Origin of the sequence: Phaeobacter sp. 11ANDIMAR09 (genome assembly GCF_001294455.1) — a bacterium.
Taxonomy (GTDB): Bacteria; Pseudomonadota; Alphaproteobacteria; order Rhodobacterales; family Rhodobacteraceae; genus Pseudophaeobacter.
The window spans coordinates 111,146-128,865 of the sequence record NZ_LIKT01000012.1 but is presented as its reverse complement, the minus strand read 5'-3'; the positions used below and the strand labels follow the sequence as shown (position 1 = coordinate 128,865).

Below are 17,720 nucleotides of genomic sequence, written 5' to 3'. Positions count from 1 at the left end.
AGGCCGCAGCGCCCGGGGCGTCAAACGGATTTTTGACATTTTTGCAAAAACTCTGCTGCCTGCCGATAGGGGGCGCCGCCAAACGGGCCTGAAGGGTGGCAATCAGCCGCTGATTGCCGCGGTTTCCGGGGTCTCTAAGAAGCTCATACGCTTGGCGACATATCGCAGGAACTGGCTCCAGGCCTCGTCGGATTGGTCACTCCACTCGGGCCCAAGGGTGGTGGCGAGGCTGCGAATGAAGCTTTGAATGAAACCGTCAAAATGGCTGTCAGAGATTTGCATTCTGCGATGTTTCTGGCCCAGCTCGCTGAGGATACCGTCCAGCCGCTCGCTGCTTTCCAGGGCTTCGGCAATATGGGTCAGCGAGGCAAGCAGCTTTGCCTCCAGACGCTCGGTGTCCGTTGGAAAGATGGCGCGCGCTTCCGGGTAAGCCTCAAAGAAATTGCTGTAGAAAAGAGGAATGAAAGCCTCGAGATCCATTCGTTCGCTTTCAAAGCTGCGGAGCACCAGAGCTTTGCAGGTAGAGGCTTCCATTTGATTTGGTCCTTGCATGTCAAAATGAGGGTTAAAGGTGTATTTTTTAAAAGCTTTTAATCGAATCCACTAAGACTCATTGCTATTTCTGAATGTAAGGCAAGGCAAATAAAACCTTGGGGCACATTTCTTAACTGCAAATGCAGATTCTGCACGCATTGTAGTCGCGGCCCGACGTTTGCGCCTTGTTTGAAAGGCGCAGGAACGGTAGATCGGAGCCATAGCTAATTGCAGGAGCCAAGAGATGTCCAAACTGGTCACGATTTATGGCGGGTCTGGTTTTGTCGGCCGCTACATCGCGCGCCGCATGGCAAAAGAGGGCTGGCGGGTACGGGTTGCCGTACGTCGACCCAACGAAGCCATGCATGTCAAACCCTATGGCGTTCCGGGTCAGGTCGAACCGGTTCTGTGCAACATCCGTGATGATGCCTCTGTGGCAACCGCCATGCAGGGCGCAGATGCGGTGGTGAACTGCGTTGGTATTCTGAACGCCCATGGCAAGAACGGCTTTGACGCGGTTCAGGTCGATGGTGCCGCACGGGTGGCTCGGATTGCGCAAAAGCAAGAGATTGGACAGCTGGTGCATATCTCGGCTCTGGGCGCGGATGCCGAAGGGCCCAGCGATTACGCCCGCACCAAGGCGCTGGGCGAAGAGGCCGTGCGTGGCTATTTCCCCGGTGCGGTGATCCTGCGCCCCTCGGTTATCTTTGGTGCCGAAGATGAGTTCTTCAACCGCTTTGCCGGCATGGCGAGCCTGTCGCCGCTGCTGCCGATCGCCAAGGGCAAGACCCTGTTTCAGCCAGTCTATGTCGATGATGTGGCCCGCGCCGCGGTTAAGGGTGTCCTGGGCGATGTAGCGCCTGGCATCTATGAGCTTGGCGGCCCAGAGGTAAAGAGCTTTGCGGAGCTGATGCGCCAGATGTGTGATGTCATCATGCGGCGTCGTCTTGTGCTGTCGCTGCCGGGTTTTGCGGTTTGGCCGCTGGCTTTTGGGTTTGACATGCTGCAGGCTGTGAGCCTGCAACTGATCGAAAACAAGGTGCTGAGCCGGGACCAGCTCAAGAGCCTGGGGGTGGACAATATCGTATCCGAAGAGGCCAAGAGCTTTGCCGATCTTGGTATCACACCAGAGCGGATGGGGCCGATCCTGCCCAGCTATCTGTGGAAGTTCCGCCCATCAGGTCAGTATGACGAGATGACCGCCTCGGCGCGCAACCTCAAGGGCGACGCCTGATTTTAGATCTGGCAGGGATGCAATTTTGAAAGGGCGCGGAGAGATCCGGCGCCCTTTTGTTTTGATCGTTTTTGGGGGAGAGGCGGCTGCGGGGCTTTAGGCGCTATAGGCGTAGCCCAGCAGCACCAGTCCCAGGATCACCCGGTAGATCACATAGGGAGTGAAGCTGACCGAGCGCAGCAGCCGCATCATCAGGCTGAGCGCTGCCAGCGCCGAGAGCATGGCCAGCAGCGCGGCGATACCGGCATCGCGGATCAGCGCCATATTGGCCTCCAGTGCGACTTCGGTGCCGAGCAGCACGCCTGAGGCAATGATGGTGGGAATCGACATCAGCATGGCGATACGGGCGCCGTCCTCACGTTTGTAGCCCAGTTGCCGGGCGCCTGTGATGGTGATCCCGGAGCGCGAGGTGCCGGGAATCAGCGCGATCATCTGCCACAGCCCCATGAGGAGCGCATCGCGGATGCCCCAGTCGCCTGCGGTTTTGGCCTCCTCCCCCTTTTGGTCGGCAACATAAAGCACGATGCCAAAGACCAGCATGGTCCAGCCAATCACCGCTGGGGAGCGCAGCGCATCACTGTACCCGGTGAAATGCAGAAAGGCCCCAAAGAGCACCGTGGGCATGGTGGCAATGATCAGGCCCAGGGCCAGTCGCGCGCCCTCAGTCTCAGCGCGCCCGCGGGCAAGTTGGGGAAGGCCGACCAGTCCCATGCGCACATCGCGCCAGAAATAGATCACCACGGCTGCTAGGGTGCCCAGGTGGACAGCAACATCAATCACCTGTCCCTGATCCGCATAGCCCGTCAGCCCTGGCAGGAGAATCAGGTGCCCGGAGGAGGACACCGGCAGAAACTCGGTGATTCCCTGGATCAGCGCGACAAGTACAAGCTGGAAAAACGGCATAAAATGAAGTCCTGAAAGAGGGGCTTGGGTTGAGTCGTCGCCGGGCAAATGTAATCGCTTTCTGTATAAATCTTGCTGTCAGATAGGGAAGGAAAGATTTTAGGTCCGAATCGGATCTAAAATTACTGTACATTCCTGAAGGAAACAGTATCAGAGGGAGATGATGACCAAATTAGGTCAGCAATATTGACCAATACGCGTAGCGCTCTGATTTGAGCCTGTCGCAGCCAGCCAAAACAGGGAGTTCGCCCATGGCCAAGCAACCGATGCTCAAATTCGTGAAGATCGATCGCGATATGCCGCAAAAGCGTGCCGCTGACACCCGTCGCGAAGACTTTGACGAGATCTATTCGGAATTTGCTGCGGCTAAGGCCGAAGAGCAGGCCAGCCGGTGCAGCCAATGTGGTGTGCCCTATTGCCAGTCCCATTGCCCGCTGCACAATAATATTCCCGATTGGCTGCGCCTCACCGCCACTGGCCGTCTGGAAGAGGCCTATCAGACCTCCCAGGCCACCAATACCTTCCCCGAGATCTGCGGTCGCATCTGTCCGCAGGACCGTTTGTGCGAAGGCAATTGTGTGATTGAACAATCCGGCCACGGCACCGTGACCATCGGCGCGGTGGAAAAATACATCACCGATACCGCCTGGGACAAAGGCTGGGTCAAGGCCAATGCCCCGTCACAGGAGCGCTCTGAAAGCGTTGGCATCATTGGGGCTGGCCCCGGTGGTCTGGCGGCGGCAGATATGCTGCGCAAGGCGGGTATTCAGGTGACCGTCTATGATCGCTATGATCGCGCGGGCGGTTTGCTCACCTATGGCATCCCCGGCTTTAAGCTGGAAAAAGACGTGGTCATGCGGCGCAATCAGCTGCTGGCCGATGGCGGTGTCACCTTTGTGATGAACTGCAACATCGGTGAAGATATCTCTTTTGATGAGATCCGCGCCAAGCATGACGCGGTGATCATCGCCACAGGTGTTTACAAATCCCGCGATCTGGAAATGCCCGGCTCTGGTGCGACCGGAATCGTCAAAGCGATCGACTTCCTGACCGCCGCCAACCGCGCGTCGAACTTTGGCGATACCGTGGAAGAGTTTGAAAACGGCACGCTGAATGCGGAGGGCAAAAAGGTTGTGGTCATCGGCGGTGGCGACACCGCGATGGACTGTCTGCGCACCTCGATCCGACAGGGGGCCACATCGGTGAAATGTCTGTATCGTCGTGACCGCGCCAATATGCCTGGCTCGCAGCGTGAGACGCAGAATGCCGAAGAGGAAGGCGTACAGTTTGAATGGTTGACCGCGCCCAAAGGCTTTGCCGACAACAGTGGCAAGGTGTCTGGCGTGATGGTGCAAAAGATGCGTCTGGGCCAGCCCGATGCCACAGGCCGTCAGGCGCCTGAGGTGATTGAGGGTGCCGATTACGTGGAAGAGGCTGATCTGGTGATCAAGGCGCTGGGCTTTGAGCCCGAAGAGCTACCAACCCTTTGGGGTCAACCCGACCTGCCGGTGACCCGCTGGGGCACTGTCAAGGCGGAGTTCCGTACCGGGGCCACGGATCTGGAGGGCGTCTACGCCATTGGCGATATTGTACGCGGTGCCTCGCTGGTGGTCTGGGCGATCAAGGACGGGCGCGACTGCGCCGATGCCCTGGTCGCGCGTTTCAACAGTGCTGCTGCTTCGGTCGCAGCGGAGTAACCAGGTAAAGCCACCGCAAGGGAGCCAGGACGATGAGTGAATTGCACGGACATTGCATGTGTGGCGCCGTCACAGTCTCGATGACACCGGCGCGTCACTCCCTGGGGGCCTGTCACTGTGACATGTGCCGCCGCTGGACCAGCTCGATGCTGATGACACTTCCGGCCTCTCCTGGCTATGCCGCGCTTGGTCCGGTTAAGACCTATGTGTCTTCTGACTGGGCTGAACGCGCTTTTTGCTCGGAGTGTGGATCGGCTCTTTGGTATCGCATTACGGCGCCCGGAAAAATGCACGGCCAGACCCAGATGGCAGCTGGCCTTTTTGACAATGCAGGCGAGAGCACTCTCAGCCTGGAACTCTATATCGATAAGAAACCCGAGGGCTACGCCTTTGCAGGACCGCAACGGAAGATGACCGAAGCGGATGTAATGGCAGCGTTTCGCCCATCGGCAGAAGGAGACAACCAATGACCAAGCATGATGCAGTCAAATATGACGCGGACTGGGTGCGCGCCGAAGAAGCCAAGCGCCAGTGGATGGCTGAAAATGGTCTCTATACCGAAGCAGAAGAGCATTCTTCCTGTGGTGTAGGTCTGGTGGTTGCGGTGGATGGCAAGGCCAGCCGCAGCGTGGTTGAGGCGGGCATTGATGCGCTGAAAGCGATCTGGCACCGCGGGGCTGTTGATGCCGATGGCAAGACCGGCGATGGCGCAGGTATCCACGTGCAGATCCCGGTTCCGTTCTTCTACGACCAGATCAAACGCACCGGCCACGAGCCCCGTGTCAATCAGTTGATGGCGGTTGGTCAGGTCTTTCTGCCGCGCACCGATTTTGGCGCCCAGGAAACCTGCCGGACCATCGTCGAGACCGAAGTGCTGCGCATGGGCTATTACATCTACGGCTGGCGCCATGTGCCCGTCGATGTGACCTGCCTGGGCGAAAAGGCCAATGCGACCCGCCCCGAAATCGAACAGATCCTGATCTCCAACTCCAAGGGCGTGGATGAGGAAACCTTTGAGCGCGAACTCTATGTGATCCGTCGCCGCATCGAGAAGGCGGCAGCCGCTGCGGGCATTGGCGAATTGTATCTCGCCTCGCTCTCCTGCCGCTCGATCATCTACAAAGGCATGATGCTGGCCGAGCAGGTTGCGGTGTTTTACCCCGATCTGATGGATGAGCGTTTTGAGAGCGCCTTTGCCATCTATCACCAGCGATATTCCACCAATACCTTCCCGCAGTGGTGGCTGGCGCAGCCTTTCCGCATGTTGGCCCATAACGGTGAAATCAACACCCTGCGCGGCAACGTCAACTGGATGAAGAGCCATGAAATCCGCATGGCCTCCGCCACCTTTGGCGACCATGCCGAAGACATCAAGCCGATCATTGCAGGCGGTGCCTCCGATTCGGCGGCCCTGGATGGTGTGTTTGAGGTTCTGGTGCGTGCGGGACGTTCGGCACCGATGGCGAAAACCATGCTGGTGCCCGAAAGCTGGTCCAAACAGGCGGTTGAGCTGCCCCAGGCCTGGCGCGACATGTATTCCTATTGCAACTCGGTGATGGAACCCTGGGATGGCCCTGCCGCCCTGGCAATGACCGATGGCCGCTGGGTCTGCGCCGGTCTCGACCGCAACGGGTTGCGCCCCATGCGCTATGTGGTCACCGGCGATGGCCTGGTGATTGCCGGGTCTGAGGCGGGCATGGTGCCGATCAATGAGGCCACCGTGGTGGAAAAAGGCGCGCTTGGGCCCGGCCAGATGCTGGCTGTCGACATGAAGAAGGGCAAACTGTTCCACGACACCGAGATCAAGAACAAGCTCTCGGCGGCGCTGCCCTTTGGCGATTGGGTTGGCAAAATCAACGATGTGGATGCCACCCTGGCAACCGTGACCGAAGCACCTATCTTCACCGGTGATGAGCTGCGCTGCCGTCAGGTGGCTGCGGGCTATACCATCGAAGAGCTGGAACAAATCCTGTCGCCAATGGCAGAAGATGGCAAAGAGACCCTGGCCTCGATGGGGGACGACACGCCGTCGGCTGTGCTGTCGAAACAGTACCGCCCGCTGTCGCATTTCTTCCGCCAGAACTTTAGCCAGGTGACCAATCCACCCATCGACAGCCTGCGGGAATTCCGGGTGATGTCGCTCAAGACCCGCTTTGGCAACCTGAAGAACGTGCTGGACGAAGACAGCAGCCAGACCGAGATCGTGGTGCTGGAAAGCCCCTTTGTCGGCAATGCGCAGTGGGACAAGCTGGTCGGCCAGTTCAACGCGCCGCTGGCAGAAATTGACTGTTCTTTTGACCCTGCCGAGGGCTCATTGAGCCTAGCGCTGGAGCGTATCCGCGCCGAGGCCGAAGATGCCGTGCGTTCAGGCGCTGGCCATCTGGTGCTGAGCGATCAGTATTCCGATGCCACCCGGGTGGCGATGCCGATGATCCTGGCGACCTCTGCCGTACATTCGCATCTGACCCGCAAAGGGCTGCGCACCTTCTGCTCGCTCAACGTGCGGGCTGCTGAATGTGTCGATCCACATTACTTTGCCGTGCTCATCGGTTGTGGCGCGACCGTGGTGAACGCTTATCTGGCCGAGGATTCGCTGGCCGACCGTATCGAGCGTGGGCTGCTGGATGGCACCCTCACCGAAAACGTTGCCCGCTACCGCGAGGCCATCGACCAGGGTCTGCTCAAGATCATGGCCAAGATGGGCATCTCGGTGGTGTCCTCCTATCGTGGTGGTCTGAACTTTGAGGCCGTTGGCCTTAGCCGCGCCATGTGCGCCGAGTTCTTCCCTGGCATGACCAGCCGGATCTCTGGCATTGGTGTCAGCGGTATTCAGGTCAAGGCCGAGGAAATCCACAAAAAAGGCTGGGGGGGCGAAGAAAACATCCTGCCCATCGGCGGTTTCTACAAGGCGCGCAAATCCAGCGAGACCCATGCCTGGGAAGCCACCTCGATGCATATGCTGCAGATGGCCTGCAATCGCGCCTCGTTCGAGATGTGGAAGCAGTATTCCGCCAAGATGCAGTCGAACCCGCCGATCCATCTGCGCGATCTGTTGGACATCAAGCCCATGGGCAAGGCGGTTCCGATCGAAGAGGTGGAAAGCATCACCTCGATCCGCAAACGTTTTGTCACCCCAGGCATGTCGCTGGGCGCTTTGAGCCCTGAGGCGCACAAGACCCTGAACGTGGCGATGAACCGCATCGGTGCCAAATCCGACTCCGGTGAAGGTGGCGAAGATCCGGCGCATTTTGTGCCAGAGCCCAATGGCGACAACCCAAGCGCCAAGATCAAGCAGGTGGCTTCGGGTCGTTTTGGTGTGACCGCGGAATATCTGAACCAGTGCGAAGAGCTGGAGATCAAGGTGGCCCAGGGCGCCAAGCCCGGCGAGGGTGGCCAGCTGCCCGGCATGAAGGTCACCGACCTGATTGCCCGTCTGCGTCACTCCACCAAAGGTGTGACCCTGATTTCGCCACCGCCGCACCACGATATCTATTCGATCGAGGATCTGGCGCAGCTGATCTATGATCTGAAACAGATCAACCCGCGCTGCAAGGTGACCGTAAAACTGGTGGCCTCCTCGGGTGTGGGCACCATTGCGGCTGGCGTGGCCAAGGCCAAGGCCGATGTCATTCTGGTTTCCGGCCACAACGGTGGCACCGGGGCCTCGCCTGCGACCTCGATCAAATATGCGGGTCTGCCCTGGGAAATGGGCCTCACCGAGGCGCATCAGGTGCTGGCGATGAACAACCTGCGCGAACGCGTTACCCTGCGCACCGATGGCGGTCTGCGCACCGGACGCGATATTGTCATGGCAGCCATGCTCGGCGCTGAGGAATATGGCATCGGCACCGCTGCGCTGATCGCCATGGGCTGCATCATGGTGCGTCAGTGCCAGTCCAACACCTGCCCGGTGGGGGTCTGCACCCAGGACGAAGCGCTGCGCGGTAAATTCACCGGCAATGCTGACAAAGTGGTGAACCTGATCACCTTCTATGCGCAGGAAGTGCGGGAAATCCTCGCCGCCATTGGGGCGCGCAGCCTGGACGAGGTGATTGGCCGCGCGGATCTGCTGGCGCAGGTCTCCCGTGGGTCGGCACATCTGGATGATCTGGATCTCAACCCACTGCTGATCACCGTCGATGGCGCGGCTGATATTGTCTACAACCGCGACAAGGATCGCAACGCGGTGTCGGATACTCTGGACAGCGAAATCGTCCGCGACGCGGCCCGCTTCCTGCAGGATGGCGAAAAGATGCAGTTGTCCTATGCGGTGCAGAACACCCATCGGTCCGTGGGCACCCGCACGTCGAGCCATATCGTGCGCAACTTTGGCATGCGCAATGCTTTCCAGCCGGATCACCTGACGGTGAAACTGCAGGGTTCGGCCGGTCAGTCACTGGGGGCCTTTGCAGCCCCAGGGCTGAAGCTGGAGGTCTCGGGCGATGCCAATGACTATGTGGGCAAGGGTCTGTCGGGCGGCACCATTGTGGTACGTCCACCGATGTCTTCGCCGCTGACCGCCAGCGAGAACACTATTGTCGGCAATACCGTGCTCTACGGGGCGACGGATGGCTATCTCTTTGCGGCGGGCCGCGCTGGTGAGCGCTTTGCCGTGCGCAACTCGGGCGCATCGGTGGTGATTGAGGGCTGTGGCGCCTGTGGTTGTGAGTACATGACCGGTGGCGTTGCCGTGATCCTGGGCAGCATCGGGGCCAACTTTGGTGCCGGTATGACGGGGGGCATGGCCTATCTCTATGATCCTGAAGGCAAGGCCGAGACCATGATGAACATGGAAGGCCTGGTGACCTGCCCGGTGACCGTGGAACATTGGGAGAGCCAGCTGAAATCGCTGGTCGAGCAGCATGTGGCAGAGACTGGGAGCCGCAAGGCTTCTGAGATCCTGCAAAACTGGGATCTTGAGAAGGTGAACTTCCTGCAGGTCTGCCCCACCGAGATGCTCGACAAGCTGGCCCATCCGCTGAGCCTGGAGCAAGAGGCGGTTCCGGCCGAGTAAGCTCTGACAGCGCGGTTTCAATGAGCCGCACTCAATAGAAAGCCCCGCAAGCATCCAGCTTGCGGGGCTTTTTCAAAATTCTACATCAGTTCTGCAAGCCCCAGTCTGGTGGGGGATCAGGGGGTTTTGATGTACCAGTCGTCAAACCGCGAGACCTTCTCCCAAACACGGGTGTAGCCATTGGCGGTGAGCAAAGCGTGGATGCCATCGCGTTGGGGGGCAAAATTATGCTCTACAGTCAGGCACCCAAAGCTCCAACGCGCAAAGTCAACGGCCGAAAGAATATCCAGCTCGCTGCCTTCGGTATCCACAGACATGTAGTCGATGTGTGCTGGTGCGTTGTGGCTGTCCAGCAGATCATTCAGCGAGATGGTTTCAACGTCGTAATTCTGTCCCCGCAGTTTGCGCCGAGTCTTGGTAAAAGAGGAGATGGCTGAATTTTCTCCTCGCGGTGCCTCGGTGAACCTGAGGTTCTCACCCGTGACCGACCAGACACAGCGTTTGTCGATGATGCAGTTGCGGTTTCTGTTTAGGTCGCTGTGCCAACCTCTGGCAGGTTCCGCGAGAATCCCCGACCAACCAAACTGCTTCTCCAGAAGGTGGCTGTTGTTCAGTTCAACCCCGTCTGTGGCGCCGAATTCGACAAAGAAACCCTCTCTCTTGAAATCACTTTGGATCAGGGCAAACAGATCCTGGCGCAGCTGTGCCTTGGAGGCTGACAGAAGGCCAAAGCAGCTGTTGCGGTATTCATCGGGGACTTCCTTTAGAAACTCAAAATCAAAATATCCATGTTCACGCGCCAAAAGCTCAGCATAGCGGGCTTTTCGGACAAACTTACGGGAGAATAGCGGCGAAGACGTGGATGTGCTCAAGGTGAGCTCCTAATAACTAAGCGAAGTTTCCTATGTAGTAGTGTCATTGAACCAACAGAGCAAACTTGCATTGTCCCAAATAGGCAATCTGTTGCACTGGATGCTGACAGATCCGTTTTCCTGGTTGGTTCCGGGGCGCGGGCTATCCTATAGAGAGATATGGCAAAGGCAGCAAAGAAAAACAAAAAGACCAAATCAAGCAGGTCCTGGATCAAAGCGCGTCTGGCGTCTCCGCTGCTTTGGCTGCGGCGCTGGATCCTGCGGGGCGTTTTGGCTTTTGCCCTGATTGCGACGCTTTTGGTGCTGCTGTTTTCGGTGGTGAACCCGCCCACCACCCATACAATCTGGAGCGAAAAGCGCCGTCTGGGGGATGTGGATCAGGAATGGGTTCCGATCGAAGATATTTCCCCGGTCCTGGCGCGATCTGTTGTGGCGGCCGAAGACGCACGGTTCTGTCAGCACTGGGGCATAGATGTGCGGGCTATTCGAGCTGCACTGGCTGAAGGCGGGCGGCGCGGCGGTTCGACCCTGTCGCAGCAAGTGGTGAAGAACGTCTTTCTCTGGCAGGGGCGCAGTTGGGGGCGCAAAGCGCTGGAAACCCTGCTGACGCTGTTGGTCGAGGCGATTTGGAGCAAGCGGCGCATTCTGGAGGTCTACCTGAATGTGGCGGAGATGGATGAGGGCATCTTTGGTGCGGAGGCCGCCGCGCGACATTACTTTGGTGTTGGTCCTGATGCGCTGACGGCGCGGCAGGCGGCTTTGATTGCGGCGGTCTTGCCCAATCCAAAGCAGCGGTCGGCCGCGCGCCCCAGTGCCAAAGTCAAACGCCGTGCTGCTGGAATTCGCGATGGGGCGGCCACCATCCGCGCAGATGGGCGGGCGCGCTGTTTCGAGGATTGAAGTTTTGCCGCGTACAGGGCATCTCTGAAACAGACCCTTGCACGCTCGACCCGGAGTTCTAAAAGACCCTATGGCACGTCTCTATCATGTCCCGCTTTCCCCATTCTGTCGGAAGATCCGCCTGTCCTTGGCGGAAAAGAAGATCGAAGTAGAATTGGTGGAAGAACGCTATTGGGAAGCGGACCCGGATTTTCTGCGTCGCAACCCGGCCGGCAAGGTGCCGGTCATCCGTCTGGACGGCAAGATGATGTCAGAGAGTTCGGCCATCTGCGAATATCTGGAAGAAACCCGGCCCAACCCGCCTTTGATGCCAAGCGATCCGGATGGTCGTTATGAGGTGCGCCGGATTATCAGCTGGTTTGATGACAAATTTCACTCGGAAGTGACCTCGAAGCTGCTGTATGAGCGGGTCAATAAAAAGGTCACCGGAGAGGGCTATCCGGACAGTAAAAACGTCAAGGCCGGGGCCAAGGCCATCAAGTATCACCTCGATTACATGACCTGGCTGCTGGATCATCGGCGCTGGCTGGCGGGCGATCAGATGAGCCTGGCGGATTTTGCCGCCGCTGCGCATCTGTCTTCGCTGGACTATATCTCAGATGTGGACTGGAACCGCTCGGCTGTGGTCAAGGACTGGTACGCCAAGATCAAATCCCGGCCGGCCTTTCGCTCGATTCTGGCGGATCAAATCTCGGGATTTCGTCCCCCGGCCCATTACGCTGATCTTGATTTCTGAGCGGCTGGTCTTTGCGCTTTGCAGATGCGAGACTGAGGGGGCTGTCTGCCCCCTCTTGCCTTTGTGACAAAGGCAATTCACCCCCGAGGATATTTTTGGCCAAATGAAAAGCGGATCCGAACTGAAGGCGCGGTTGGTGGCACAGGCTCTGGTAGAGGGGTTTGTCTCTTGCAGGATCTGTCGCCCCTGGGATGTGCCGCAGGTTGCGGAGCGGCTGCAGCAGTTTTTGGACCAGGGCTATCATGGGCAGATGGGCTGGATGGCAGAGCGCAGCCATTGGCGTGGCGACCCTAGCGTGCTGTGGCCAGAGGCGCGCTCGGTCATCATGCTGGCAGAGAGTTACACCCCGGAAGAAGACCCGATGGCGGTGGTCGGCTGTGCTGATCGCGGCGCTGTTTCGGTCTATGCGCGCAACAAGGACTATCATGATCTGGTCAAGAAGCGGCTGAAGCGGCTGGCGCGCTGGCTGATTGAAGAGGCCAGGGCGGAGGATGAGACGGCTGAGGTGAAGGTTTTTGTCGATACCGCGCCGGTGCCGGAGAAGCCGCTGGGGCAGGCGGCAGGGCTTGGCTGGCAGGGAAAACACACTAATCTGGTGAGCCGGGACTGGGGCAATTGGGCCTTTCTAGGCTCTGTTTTTACCACGCTGGATCTGCCGGTGGATGGTGCTGAGCCGGATCGCTGCGGCTCTTGTTCTTCTTGTTTGACGGCCTGCCCCACCGAGGCCTTTACCGCGCCCTATCAAATGGATGCCCGGCGCTGTATTTCCTATCTGACAATTGAGCACAAAGGACCAATTGACGAAGAGTTGCGCGGCAAGCTGGGCAATCGGATCTATGGCTGCGACGATTGCCTGTCGGCCTGTCCCTGGAATAAATTTGCCGTGGCGGCTAGTGACCTGCGCTATGCGGCCCGGGCCGAGCTGCAGGCGCCGAAGTTGGCGGAGCTGGCCCTGCTGGATGATGCGGGCTTTCGGGCATTTTTTGCCGGTTCACCGATCAAGCGGGTAGGCCGGGATCGCTTTGTGCGCAATGTGCTATATGCCATTGGCAACTCGGGCAGGCCAGAGTTGCGCGGGGTGGCGCAGGGCCTGGCCGAAGATCCTGACCCAACGGTGGCGGATGCGGCGCAATGGGCGGTTCAGCGGCTTTCGTGACGCAAACAGGATGGACCTGTCTCAAATAGGCGTTAGACCGGTTGGGCGAACCGGTTGGAGACTATTGAAATGGCGTTGCTTTTGGGTGTGGATACAGGCGGAACCTACACGGATGCGGTTTTGATCCGCGACGAGAAAGAGGTGATCGCCAGTGCCAAATCGCTGACCACAAGGGCGGATCTTGCTATTGGGGTGGGGGGCGCCATCCGCGCGGTGCTGGTGCAGTCCGGCTGTGCCGCGGCGGAGGTGTCGATGGCGGCGCTGTCCACTACGCTGGCAACCAATGCATTGGTCGAAGGGCAGGGCGGGCGCGTTGCGCTGATCTATGTCGGGTTTAGCGAGGCTGATCTGGATCGCCACGGGCTGAAGGATGCGCTGAAAGGTGACCCGGCCTTGGTCCTGGCGGGGGGGCATAACCATGCCGGAGCGGAAGCCTGTGCTTTGGATATTGAGGCGCTGAGAGGCTTTTTGGAGACACATTCGGCCGGGGTCTCGGGGTTTGCGGTGGCCTCGGTCTTTGCCACCCGCAACCCGGCGCATGAGCTGGAAGTGGCGCGGATCATTGGCGAGATGACACAGGCGCCGGTGACCTGTTCGCATCAATTGTCAGCCAAGCTCAATGGGCCCAAGCGGGCGGTGACTGCGGTGCTGAATGCGCGCCTTATTGGCATGATTGACCGGCTGATTGGCCGGGCGCAGGACACTCTGGTGGATCTTGGTGTCACGGCGCCGATGATGGTGGTGCGCGGCGATGGGGCCTTGATGTCCGCCGAGCAGGCCCGTGCGCGTCCCATCGAGACCATTCTGAGCGGCCCGGCGGCTTCAATTGTGGGGGCGCGCTGGATGACCGGAGCAGAAAACGCTCTGGTGAGCGATATTGGCGGAACCACCACGGATGTGGCGCTGATCCGCGACGGCAAGCCTGCCATTGACCCTGCAGGCGCGCGGGTTGGCGAGTTTCGCACTATGGTCGAAGCGGTGGCGATGCGGACCACGGGGCTGGGCGGGGACAGCCAGGTGCATATTCAGACCAGCGGTATGCGGGGTGGCGTGACGCTTGGCCCACGCAGGGTTGTGCCAATTTCATTGATTGCGGCAGAGGCGCCCGAGCTGGTGCATGCGACACTAGACAAGCAGCTGCTCGCCCCGGTGGTGGGTGAACATGACGGAAAATTTGTGCGCGCGGTTTTGGGCCTGCCCGCAGCCGGGCTGGGAGAGCGCGAACATGTGCTGCTGGGCCGTATTGGCACCGAGGTGCACCCCCTAGGAGCCATCCTGCGCACCCGGATGGAACAGGGGGCGCTGAGCCGCTTGGTGGATCGTGGGTTGGTGCAGGTCTGTGGTGTGACCCCATCTGATGCCAGCCATGTGCTGGGCCGGGTTGCCGCCTGGGATGCAGAGGCGGCGGCAAAGGCACTGACGCTGTTTGCCCGGCGCCGTGTTGGCAGCGGTGAAAGCCTGGCCTCGGATGCTCAGACCCTGGCGCAGATGATCGTGGATCAACTGACGGAACAGACTTCATTGACCTTATTAGAGTCTGCTTTTGCCGAAGAGGCCGATGAATTCCCCCTCTCCCCTGCAGAGCTGGCGCGTCATGTGCTCACACAGCGGGGGCTGGCGTCGCATCGTGGCATTTTGTCGATGGAGGTTGCGGTGAACATCGATGTGGTGGGGCTTGGGGCCTCAGCGCCCTGCTATTACCCGGCGGTGGGTGAGCGGCTGAAATGCCGAATGCTGTTGCCGGAACATGCGGGAGTGGCCAATGCTATTGGCGCTGTTGTCGGCCGTATCACCATGCGGCGCAGCGGCAGCGTGACATCGCCGGCCGAGGGCAAGTTTCGGGTGCATCTGGACAGCGCGCCGCAGGACTTTTTGGCGTCGCAGGAGGCCCTGCAAGTGCTGGAGCAGACCCTACGGCAACAGGCAGGTGCAGATGCGGAAGCAGCGGGAGCGGAGGATATCCATATTCATGTGACCCGCGATATCCGTATGGCCGAGGTGGAAGCCCGTGAGGTTTTTGTAGAAGCGATGTTGACCGTGGAGGCCAGTGGCCGTCCGCGTGTTGCCAAGGATTGAGCAAGACGAAAGGCAAAAGACCCGCTCGGATGAGAGCGGGTCTTTGCCAAAAATGTGGCTCTAACTTGGGCTATTCTGCTGCCGTACTGCGCTTGGGAAGCACCCAGTCGGGGCGGGCAAAATGGCAGGTGTAGCCATCAGGGCGGCGCTCCAAATAGTCCTGATGTTCTGGTTCGGCCTCCCAGAAATCGCTGACCGCTTCAACTTCTGTCACCACCTTTCCAGGCCACAGGCCGCAGGCTTCGACATCGGCAATGGTGTCCAGAGCCGTCGTCTTTTGGGCTTCATCTACATAGTAGATGGCCGAACGATAGCTTAGTCCGAGATCATTGCCCTGGCGGTTTTGCGTGGTGGGGTCGTGGATCTGAAAAAAGAACTCCAGCAGCTCTCGATAGGAGGTCAGCGCAGGATCAAAGATGATCTCGATACCCTCGGCATGGGTGCCGTGGTTTTTATAGGTGGCATTGGCGACATCGCCGCCAGTATAGCCCACGCGGGTTTGCAGTACGCCTTTGCGTTTGCGGATCAAATCCTGCATGCCCCAAAAACAGCCTCCAGCCAGAACGGCGCGTTCACTTGTGCTCATGATCTTTCCTCCACCTGGTTGATGTAATCTGCATAGCCCTCGGCCTCCATTTCTGCCAGGGGAATGAACCGTAGCGAGGCGGAGTTGATGCAGTAGCGCAATCCACCCTGGTCGGCCGGGCCATCCGGGAAGACATGGCCGAGATGGCTGTCGCCATGGGTGGAGCGGACCTCGGTGCGGAGCATGCCCAATGTCCGGTCTTCCAGCTCGCTCACATAGGCTGGTTCGATCGGTTTGGTAAAGCTGGGCCAGCCGCAGCCTGAGTCATATTTGTCCCCCGAGGCAAAGAGCGGTTCACCCGAGACGATATCGACATAGATGCCGACGTCCTTGTTCGCCAGCAATTTGCCGGTGCCAGGACGTTCGGTGCCCGCGTTCTGGGTGACGTAGAATTCTTCTTCCGAGAGGGCGGCAATGGCTGCCGGGTCTTTGTGGTATCTGGTCATGGGTCTCTCCGTCATCTGCGACCTTTGGCTCGGGCCGGTCTGTTCGCTCTTGAGGCAAAGATGGGGTGCCGCGCGCAAAAAGCAAAGCAGGTTTCATCCTGCTCGCGTTTCCGTGTGGCGCAGCGAGGGTTTCCGGCCGGGTCGATTATTGCGGTGTGGCTTGTCGTGACAGTTGCACCGCCAGAATGCCCAGGGTTACGACGGCCACGCCAATGATATCCAGCAGCCCCAGTTTTTCGCCCAAGAGGACACTGGCAACGGCCACGCCAAATACCGGGTTGAGAAAGTGGAAGGTGGCGGCACGGATTGCGCCAATACGGTTGAGCAGGAGCACCCAGATAAAGGTCGCCATCAGGCCGGGAACCAGTGTGGTATAGGCAAAGGCCAGACCCAGGCGCAGGGTTGGATTGACAAATATCTCTTCGGTCAGCGGCGCGGCGACAAAAAGGATGGCCGATCCAACCAGCATCTGCAGCCCCACCACCATCATGAAGTTGCCCCCCGAGGTGGCGCCGCGCAGCGCCAGCGTGGCAATGGCAAGCGCCAGAACGCCAATGACGCAGAGCAGGATACCAAAGAGATCAACCCCGGCACTGATCCGGGTTCCCATGATCAGGGCCACACCTGCAACCCCAGCCATCAGGCCGATGATGCCTAGCGGTTTGAGCTTGTCCCCATAGATTGCCCAGGTCGCCAGCGCGACCAGTAGTGGCATGGTGGAGGCAATGATGGCGGCCAAAGAGGCCTCGATCCACTGCATGGCGACGAAGTTGAGCCCCAGATAGAGCGCATTCTGACAGAGGCCAAAGATCAGGGTGGCCCGCCACTGGCTGCGGGTCAGCCGCCAGGTCTGGCCCAGGGCGAGGGCAATCCCGACGCCGATCAAGCCCGAGATCAGGAAGCGGACCGCCAGGGAAAACAGCGGCGAGGCATCCATCACGATAATCCGCGCCGAAGTGAAGGCCGATGACCACATGAAAGCAAAGGCGAGCCCCATGGCAACTGCGCGTAGATCCATACTGGTGTCTCCCTGGGGCTGATGACTGTCCCAGGTCTTTAGCAAGGCAAGTACCCTGTGGGAATGCATATTCGTGCGGGGGGCACAGGATTGGCATGTCCCCCAGCGGACGGATCTGCGGGCACAAAAAAGGGCCGCCAACGGCGACCCTGATCTCGATAGCGGTAATCCGGAGTTTTGGGATTACGCTTCGCCGTTGACGCTGTCTTTCAGAGCCTTGGCAATGGTCATTTTCACGACCTTATCGGCTTCTTTCATGAACTTCTCGCCTGTGGCAGGGTTGCGCACTTCGCGCTCGGGGCGTTCACGGCAATAGATTTTGCCAACGCCGGGCAGTGTCACGGCACCGCCGCCGGACACTTCGCGAGTGATCAGTGCGCAGACGGCTTCCAGAGCCGCACCTGCGGTCTTTTTGTCTTCGCCCATTTCCTCAGCCAGAGCTGCAACCAGCTGGGTCTTTGTCATTGGTTTGGACATTCTCAGATCTCCTTAAAACTGCCCGAACTATGGGGCCTCATCGCGCAACATTATCGTTATGTTGTGTAGGA

Annotated in this window: 15 protein-coding genes; 8 read left to right on the top strand and 7 right to left on the bottom strand. The window is 59.2% G+C overall.

Annotation, left to right across the window (positions count from 1 at the left end; genetic code table 11):
* Positions 1 to 102 precede the first annotated feature (102 nt).
* Positions 103 to 534 (bottom strand): globin domain-containing protein, encoded by a 432-nt coding sequence (locus AN476_RS12270; protein WP_054461873.1) that lies wholly within the window; start codon positions 532 to 534, stop codon positions 103 to 105.
* A 244-nt stretch (positions 535 to 778) separates the two neighbouring features.
* Between AN476_RS12270 and AN476_RS12265 the strand changes: the two genes are divergently transcribed.
* Positions 779 to 1,768, top strand: a complete 990-nt coding sequence (locus tag AN476_RS12265; protein WP_054461872.1) for a complex I NDUFA9 subunit family protein — start codon at positions 779 to 781, stop codon at positions 1,766 to 1,768.
* Positions 1,769 to 1,864: 96 nt separating this feature from the next.
* Here the strand turns inward: AN476_RS12265 and AN476_RS12260 are convergent, their stop codons facing one another.
* On the bottom strand, positions 1,865 to 2,671 hold the full coding sequence (locus AN476_RS12260; RefSeq protein WP_054461871.1) for an undecaprenyl-diphosphate phosphatase: 807 nt from the start codon (positions 2,669 to 2,671) through the stop codon (positions 1,865 to 1,867).
* A 251-nt stretch (positions 2,672 to 2,922) separates the two neighbouring features.
* Between AN476_RS12260 and AN476_RS12255 the strand changes: the two genes are divergently transcribed.
* The 3 genes from AN476_RS12255 to gltB are packed head-to-tail and all read left to right on the top strand — an operon-like array spanning position 2,923 to position 9,382.
* Positions 2,923 to 4,368, top strand: coding sequence for an NAD(P)-dependent oxidoreductase (locus AN476_RS12255; protein ID WP_054461870.1), 1,446 nt, complete (start codon positions 2,923 to 2,925; stop codon positions 4,366 to 4,368).
* 32 nt (positions 4,369 to 4,400) lie between these two features.
* Entirely contained in the window at positions 4,401 to 4,838 is a 438-nt protein-coding gene (locus AN476_RS12250) for a GFA family protein (RefSeq protein WP_054461869.1), read from the top strand.
* Positions 4,835 to 9,382, top strand: a complete 4,548-nt coding sequence (gene gltB / locus AN476_RS12245; protein WP_054461868.1) for a glutamate synthase large subunit — start codon at positions 4,835 to 4,837, stop codon at positions 9,380 to 9,382. Before AN476_RS12250 ends, gltB begins: the two co-directional genes overlap by 4 nt.
* A 116-nt stretch (positions 9,383 to 9,498) precedes the next feature.
* Here the strand turns inward: gltB and AN476_RS12240 are convergent, their stop codons facing one another.
* Complete coding sequence (locus tag AN476_RS12240) at positions 9,499 to 10,254, bottom strand: FkbM family methyltransferase (RefSeq protein ID WP_054461867.1); 756 nt, start codon at positions 10,252 to 10,254, stop codon at positions 9,499 to 9,501.
* 159 nt (positions 10,255 to 10,413) lie between these two features.
* Between AN476_RS12240 and mtgA the strand changes: the two genes are divergently transcribed.
* The 4 genes from mtgA (at position 10,414) to AN476_RS12220 (ending at position 15,122) form a co-directional block, all read left to right on the top strand.
* Positions 10,414 to 11,154: a monofunctional biosynthetic peptidoglycan transglycosylase gene (gene mtgA, locus AN476_RS12235; RefSeq protein WP_054461866.1), complete on the top strand. Its 741-nt coding sequence runs from the start codon at positions 10,414 to 10,416 to the stop codon at positions 11,152 to 11,154.
* Positions 11,155 to 11,224: 70 nt separating this feature from the next.
* A complete protein-coding gene (locus AN476_RS12230; protein ID WP_054461865.1) occupies positions 11,225 to 11,890 on the top strand; it encodes a glutathione S-transferase family protein in 666 nt (221 codons plus the stop codon).
* 103 nt (positions 11,891 to 11,993) lie between these two features.
* On the top strand, positions 11,994 to 13,046 hold the full coding sequence (gene queG, locus AN476_RS12225) for a tRNA epoxyqueuosine(34) reductase QueG (RefSeq protein ID WP_054461864.1): 1,053 nt from the start codon (positions 11,994 to 11,996) through the stop codon (positions 13,044 to 13,046).
* Between the two features lie 69 nt (positions 13,047 to 13,115).
* Positions 13,116 to 15,122 carry a hydantoinase/oxoprolinase N-terminal domain-containing protein gene (locus AN476_RS12220; RefSeq protein ID WP_054461863.1) on the top strand — a complete coding sequence of 669 codons (2,007 nt, stop codon included), beginning with the start codon at positions 13,116 to 13,118 and terminating at the stop codon, positions 15,120 to 15,122.
* Positions 15,123 to 15,192: 70 nt separating this feature from the next.
* Here AN476_RS12220 and msrA read toward each other — a convergent pair whose 3' ends face one another.
* The 4 genes from msrA to AN476_RS12200 all read right to left on the bottom strand — a co-directional run bounded on the left by msrA (position 15,193) and on the right by AN476_RS12200 (position 17,649).
* Positions 15,193 to 15,708, bottom strand: coding sequence for a peptide-methionine (S)-S-oxide reductase MsrA (gene msrA, locus AN476_RS12215; protein WP_054461862.1), 516 nt, complete (start codon positions 15,706 to 15,708; stop codon positions 15,193 to 15,195).
* Positions 15,705 to 16,154 (bottom strand): peptide-methionine (R)-S-oxide reductase MsrB, encoded by a 450-nt coding sequence (msrB, locus tag AN476_RS12210; protein WP_054461861.1) that lies wholly within the window; start codon positions 16,152 to 16,154, stop codon positions 15,705 to 15,707. The genes msrA and msrB overlap by 4 nt, the downstream gene beginning before the upstream one ends.
* A gap of 145 nt (positions 16,155 to 16,299) precedes the next feature.
* Positions 16,300 to 17,172, bottom strand: coding sequence for a DMT family transporter (locus tag AN476_RS12205; protein WP_054461860.1), 873 nt, complete (start codon positions 17,170 to 17,172; stop codon positions 16,300 to 16,302).
* Positions 17,173 to 17,355: 183 nt separating this feature from the next.
* On the bottom strand, positions 17,356 to 17,649 hold the full coding sequence (locus AN476_RS12200; RefSeq protein WP_054461859.1) for an HU family DNA-binding protein: 294 nt from the start codon (positions 17,647 to 17,649) through the stop codon (positions 17,356 to 17,358).
* Positions 17,650 to 17,720: the final 71 nt, after the last annotated feature.

Excerpts from the sequence above, each read along its gene's own strand:
- AN476_RS12255 (WP_054461870.1), top strand. The coding sequence starts at position 2,923 with ATGGCCAAGCAACCGATGCTCAAATTCGTGAAGATCGATCGCGATATG.
- AN476_RS12250 (WP_054461869.1), top strand. The coding sequence starts at position 4,401 with ATGAGTGAATTGCACGGACATTGCATGTGTGGCGCCGTCACAGTCTCG.
- AN476_RS12265 (WP_054461872.1), top strand. The coding sequence starts at position 779 with ATGTCCAAACTGGTCACGATTTATGGCGGGTCTGGTTTTGTCGGCCGC.
- gltB (WP_054461868.1), top strand. The coding sequence starts at position 4,835 with ATGACCAAGCATGATGCAGTCAAATATGACGCGGACTGGGTGCGCGCC.
- AN476_RS12260 (WP_054461871.1), bottom strand. The coding sequence starts at position 2,671 with ATGCCGTTTTTCCAGCTTGTACTTGTCGCGCTGATCCAGGGAATCACC.
- queG (WP_054461864.1), top strand. The coding sequence starts at position 11,994 with ATGAAAAGCGGATCCGAACTGAAGGCGCGGTTGGTGGCACAGGCTCTG.
- AN476_RS12270 (WP_054461873.1), bottom strand. The coding sequence starts at position 534 with ATGGAAGCCTCTACCTGCAAAGCTCTGGTGCTCCGCAGCTTTGAAAGC.
- AN476_RS12220 (WP_054461863.1), top strand. The coding sequence starts at position 13,116 with ATGGCGTTGCTTTTGGGTGTGGATACAGGCGGAACCTACACGGATGCG.
- AN476_RS12230 (WP_054461865.1), top strand. The coding sequence starts at position 11,225 with ATGGCACGTCTCTATCATGTCCCGCTTTCCCCATTCTGTCGGAAGATC.
- AN476_RS12205 (WP_054461860.1), bottom strand. The coding sequence starts at position 17,172 with ATGGATCTACGCGCAGTTGCCATGGGGCTCGCCTTTGCTTTCATGTGG.
- msrA (WP_054461862.1), bottom strand. The coding sequence starts at position 15,708 with ATGAGCACAAGTGAACGCGCCGTTCTGGCTGGAGGCTGTTTTTGGGGC.
- AN476_RS12200 (WP_054461859.1), bottom strand. The coding sequence starts at position 17,649 with ATGTCCAAACCAATGACAAAGACCCAGCTGGTTGCAGCTCTGGCTGAG.
- msrB (WP_054461861.1), bottom strand. The coding sequence starts at position 16,154 with ATGACCAGATACCACAAAGACCCGGCAGCCATTGCCGCCCTCTCGGAA.
- mtgA (WP_054461866.1), top strand. The coding sequence starts at position 10,414 with ATGGCAAAGGCAGCAAAGAAAAACAAAAAGACCAAATCAAGCAGGTCC.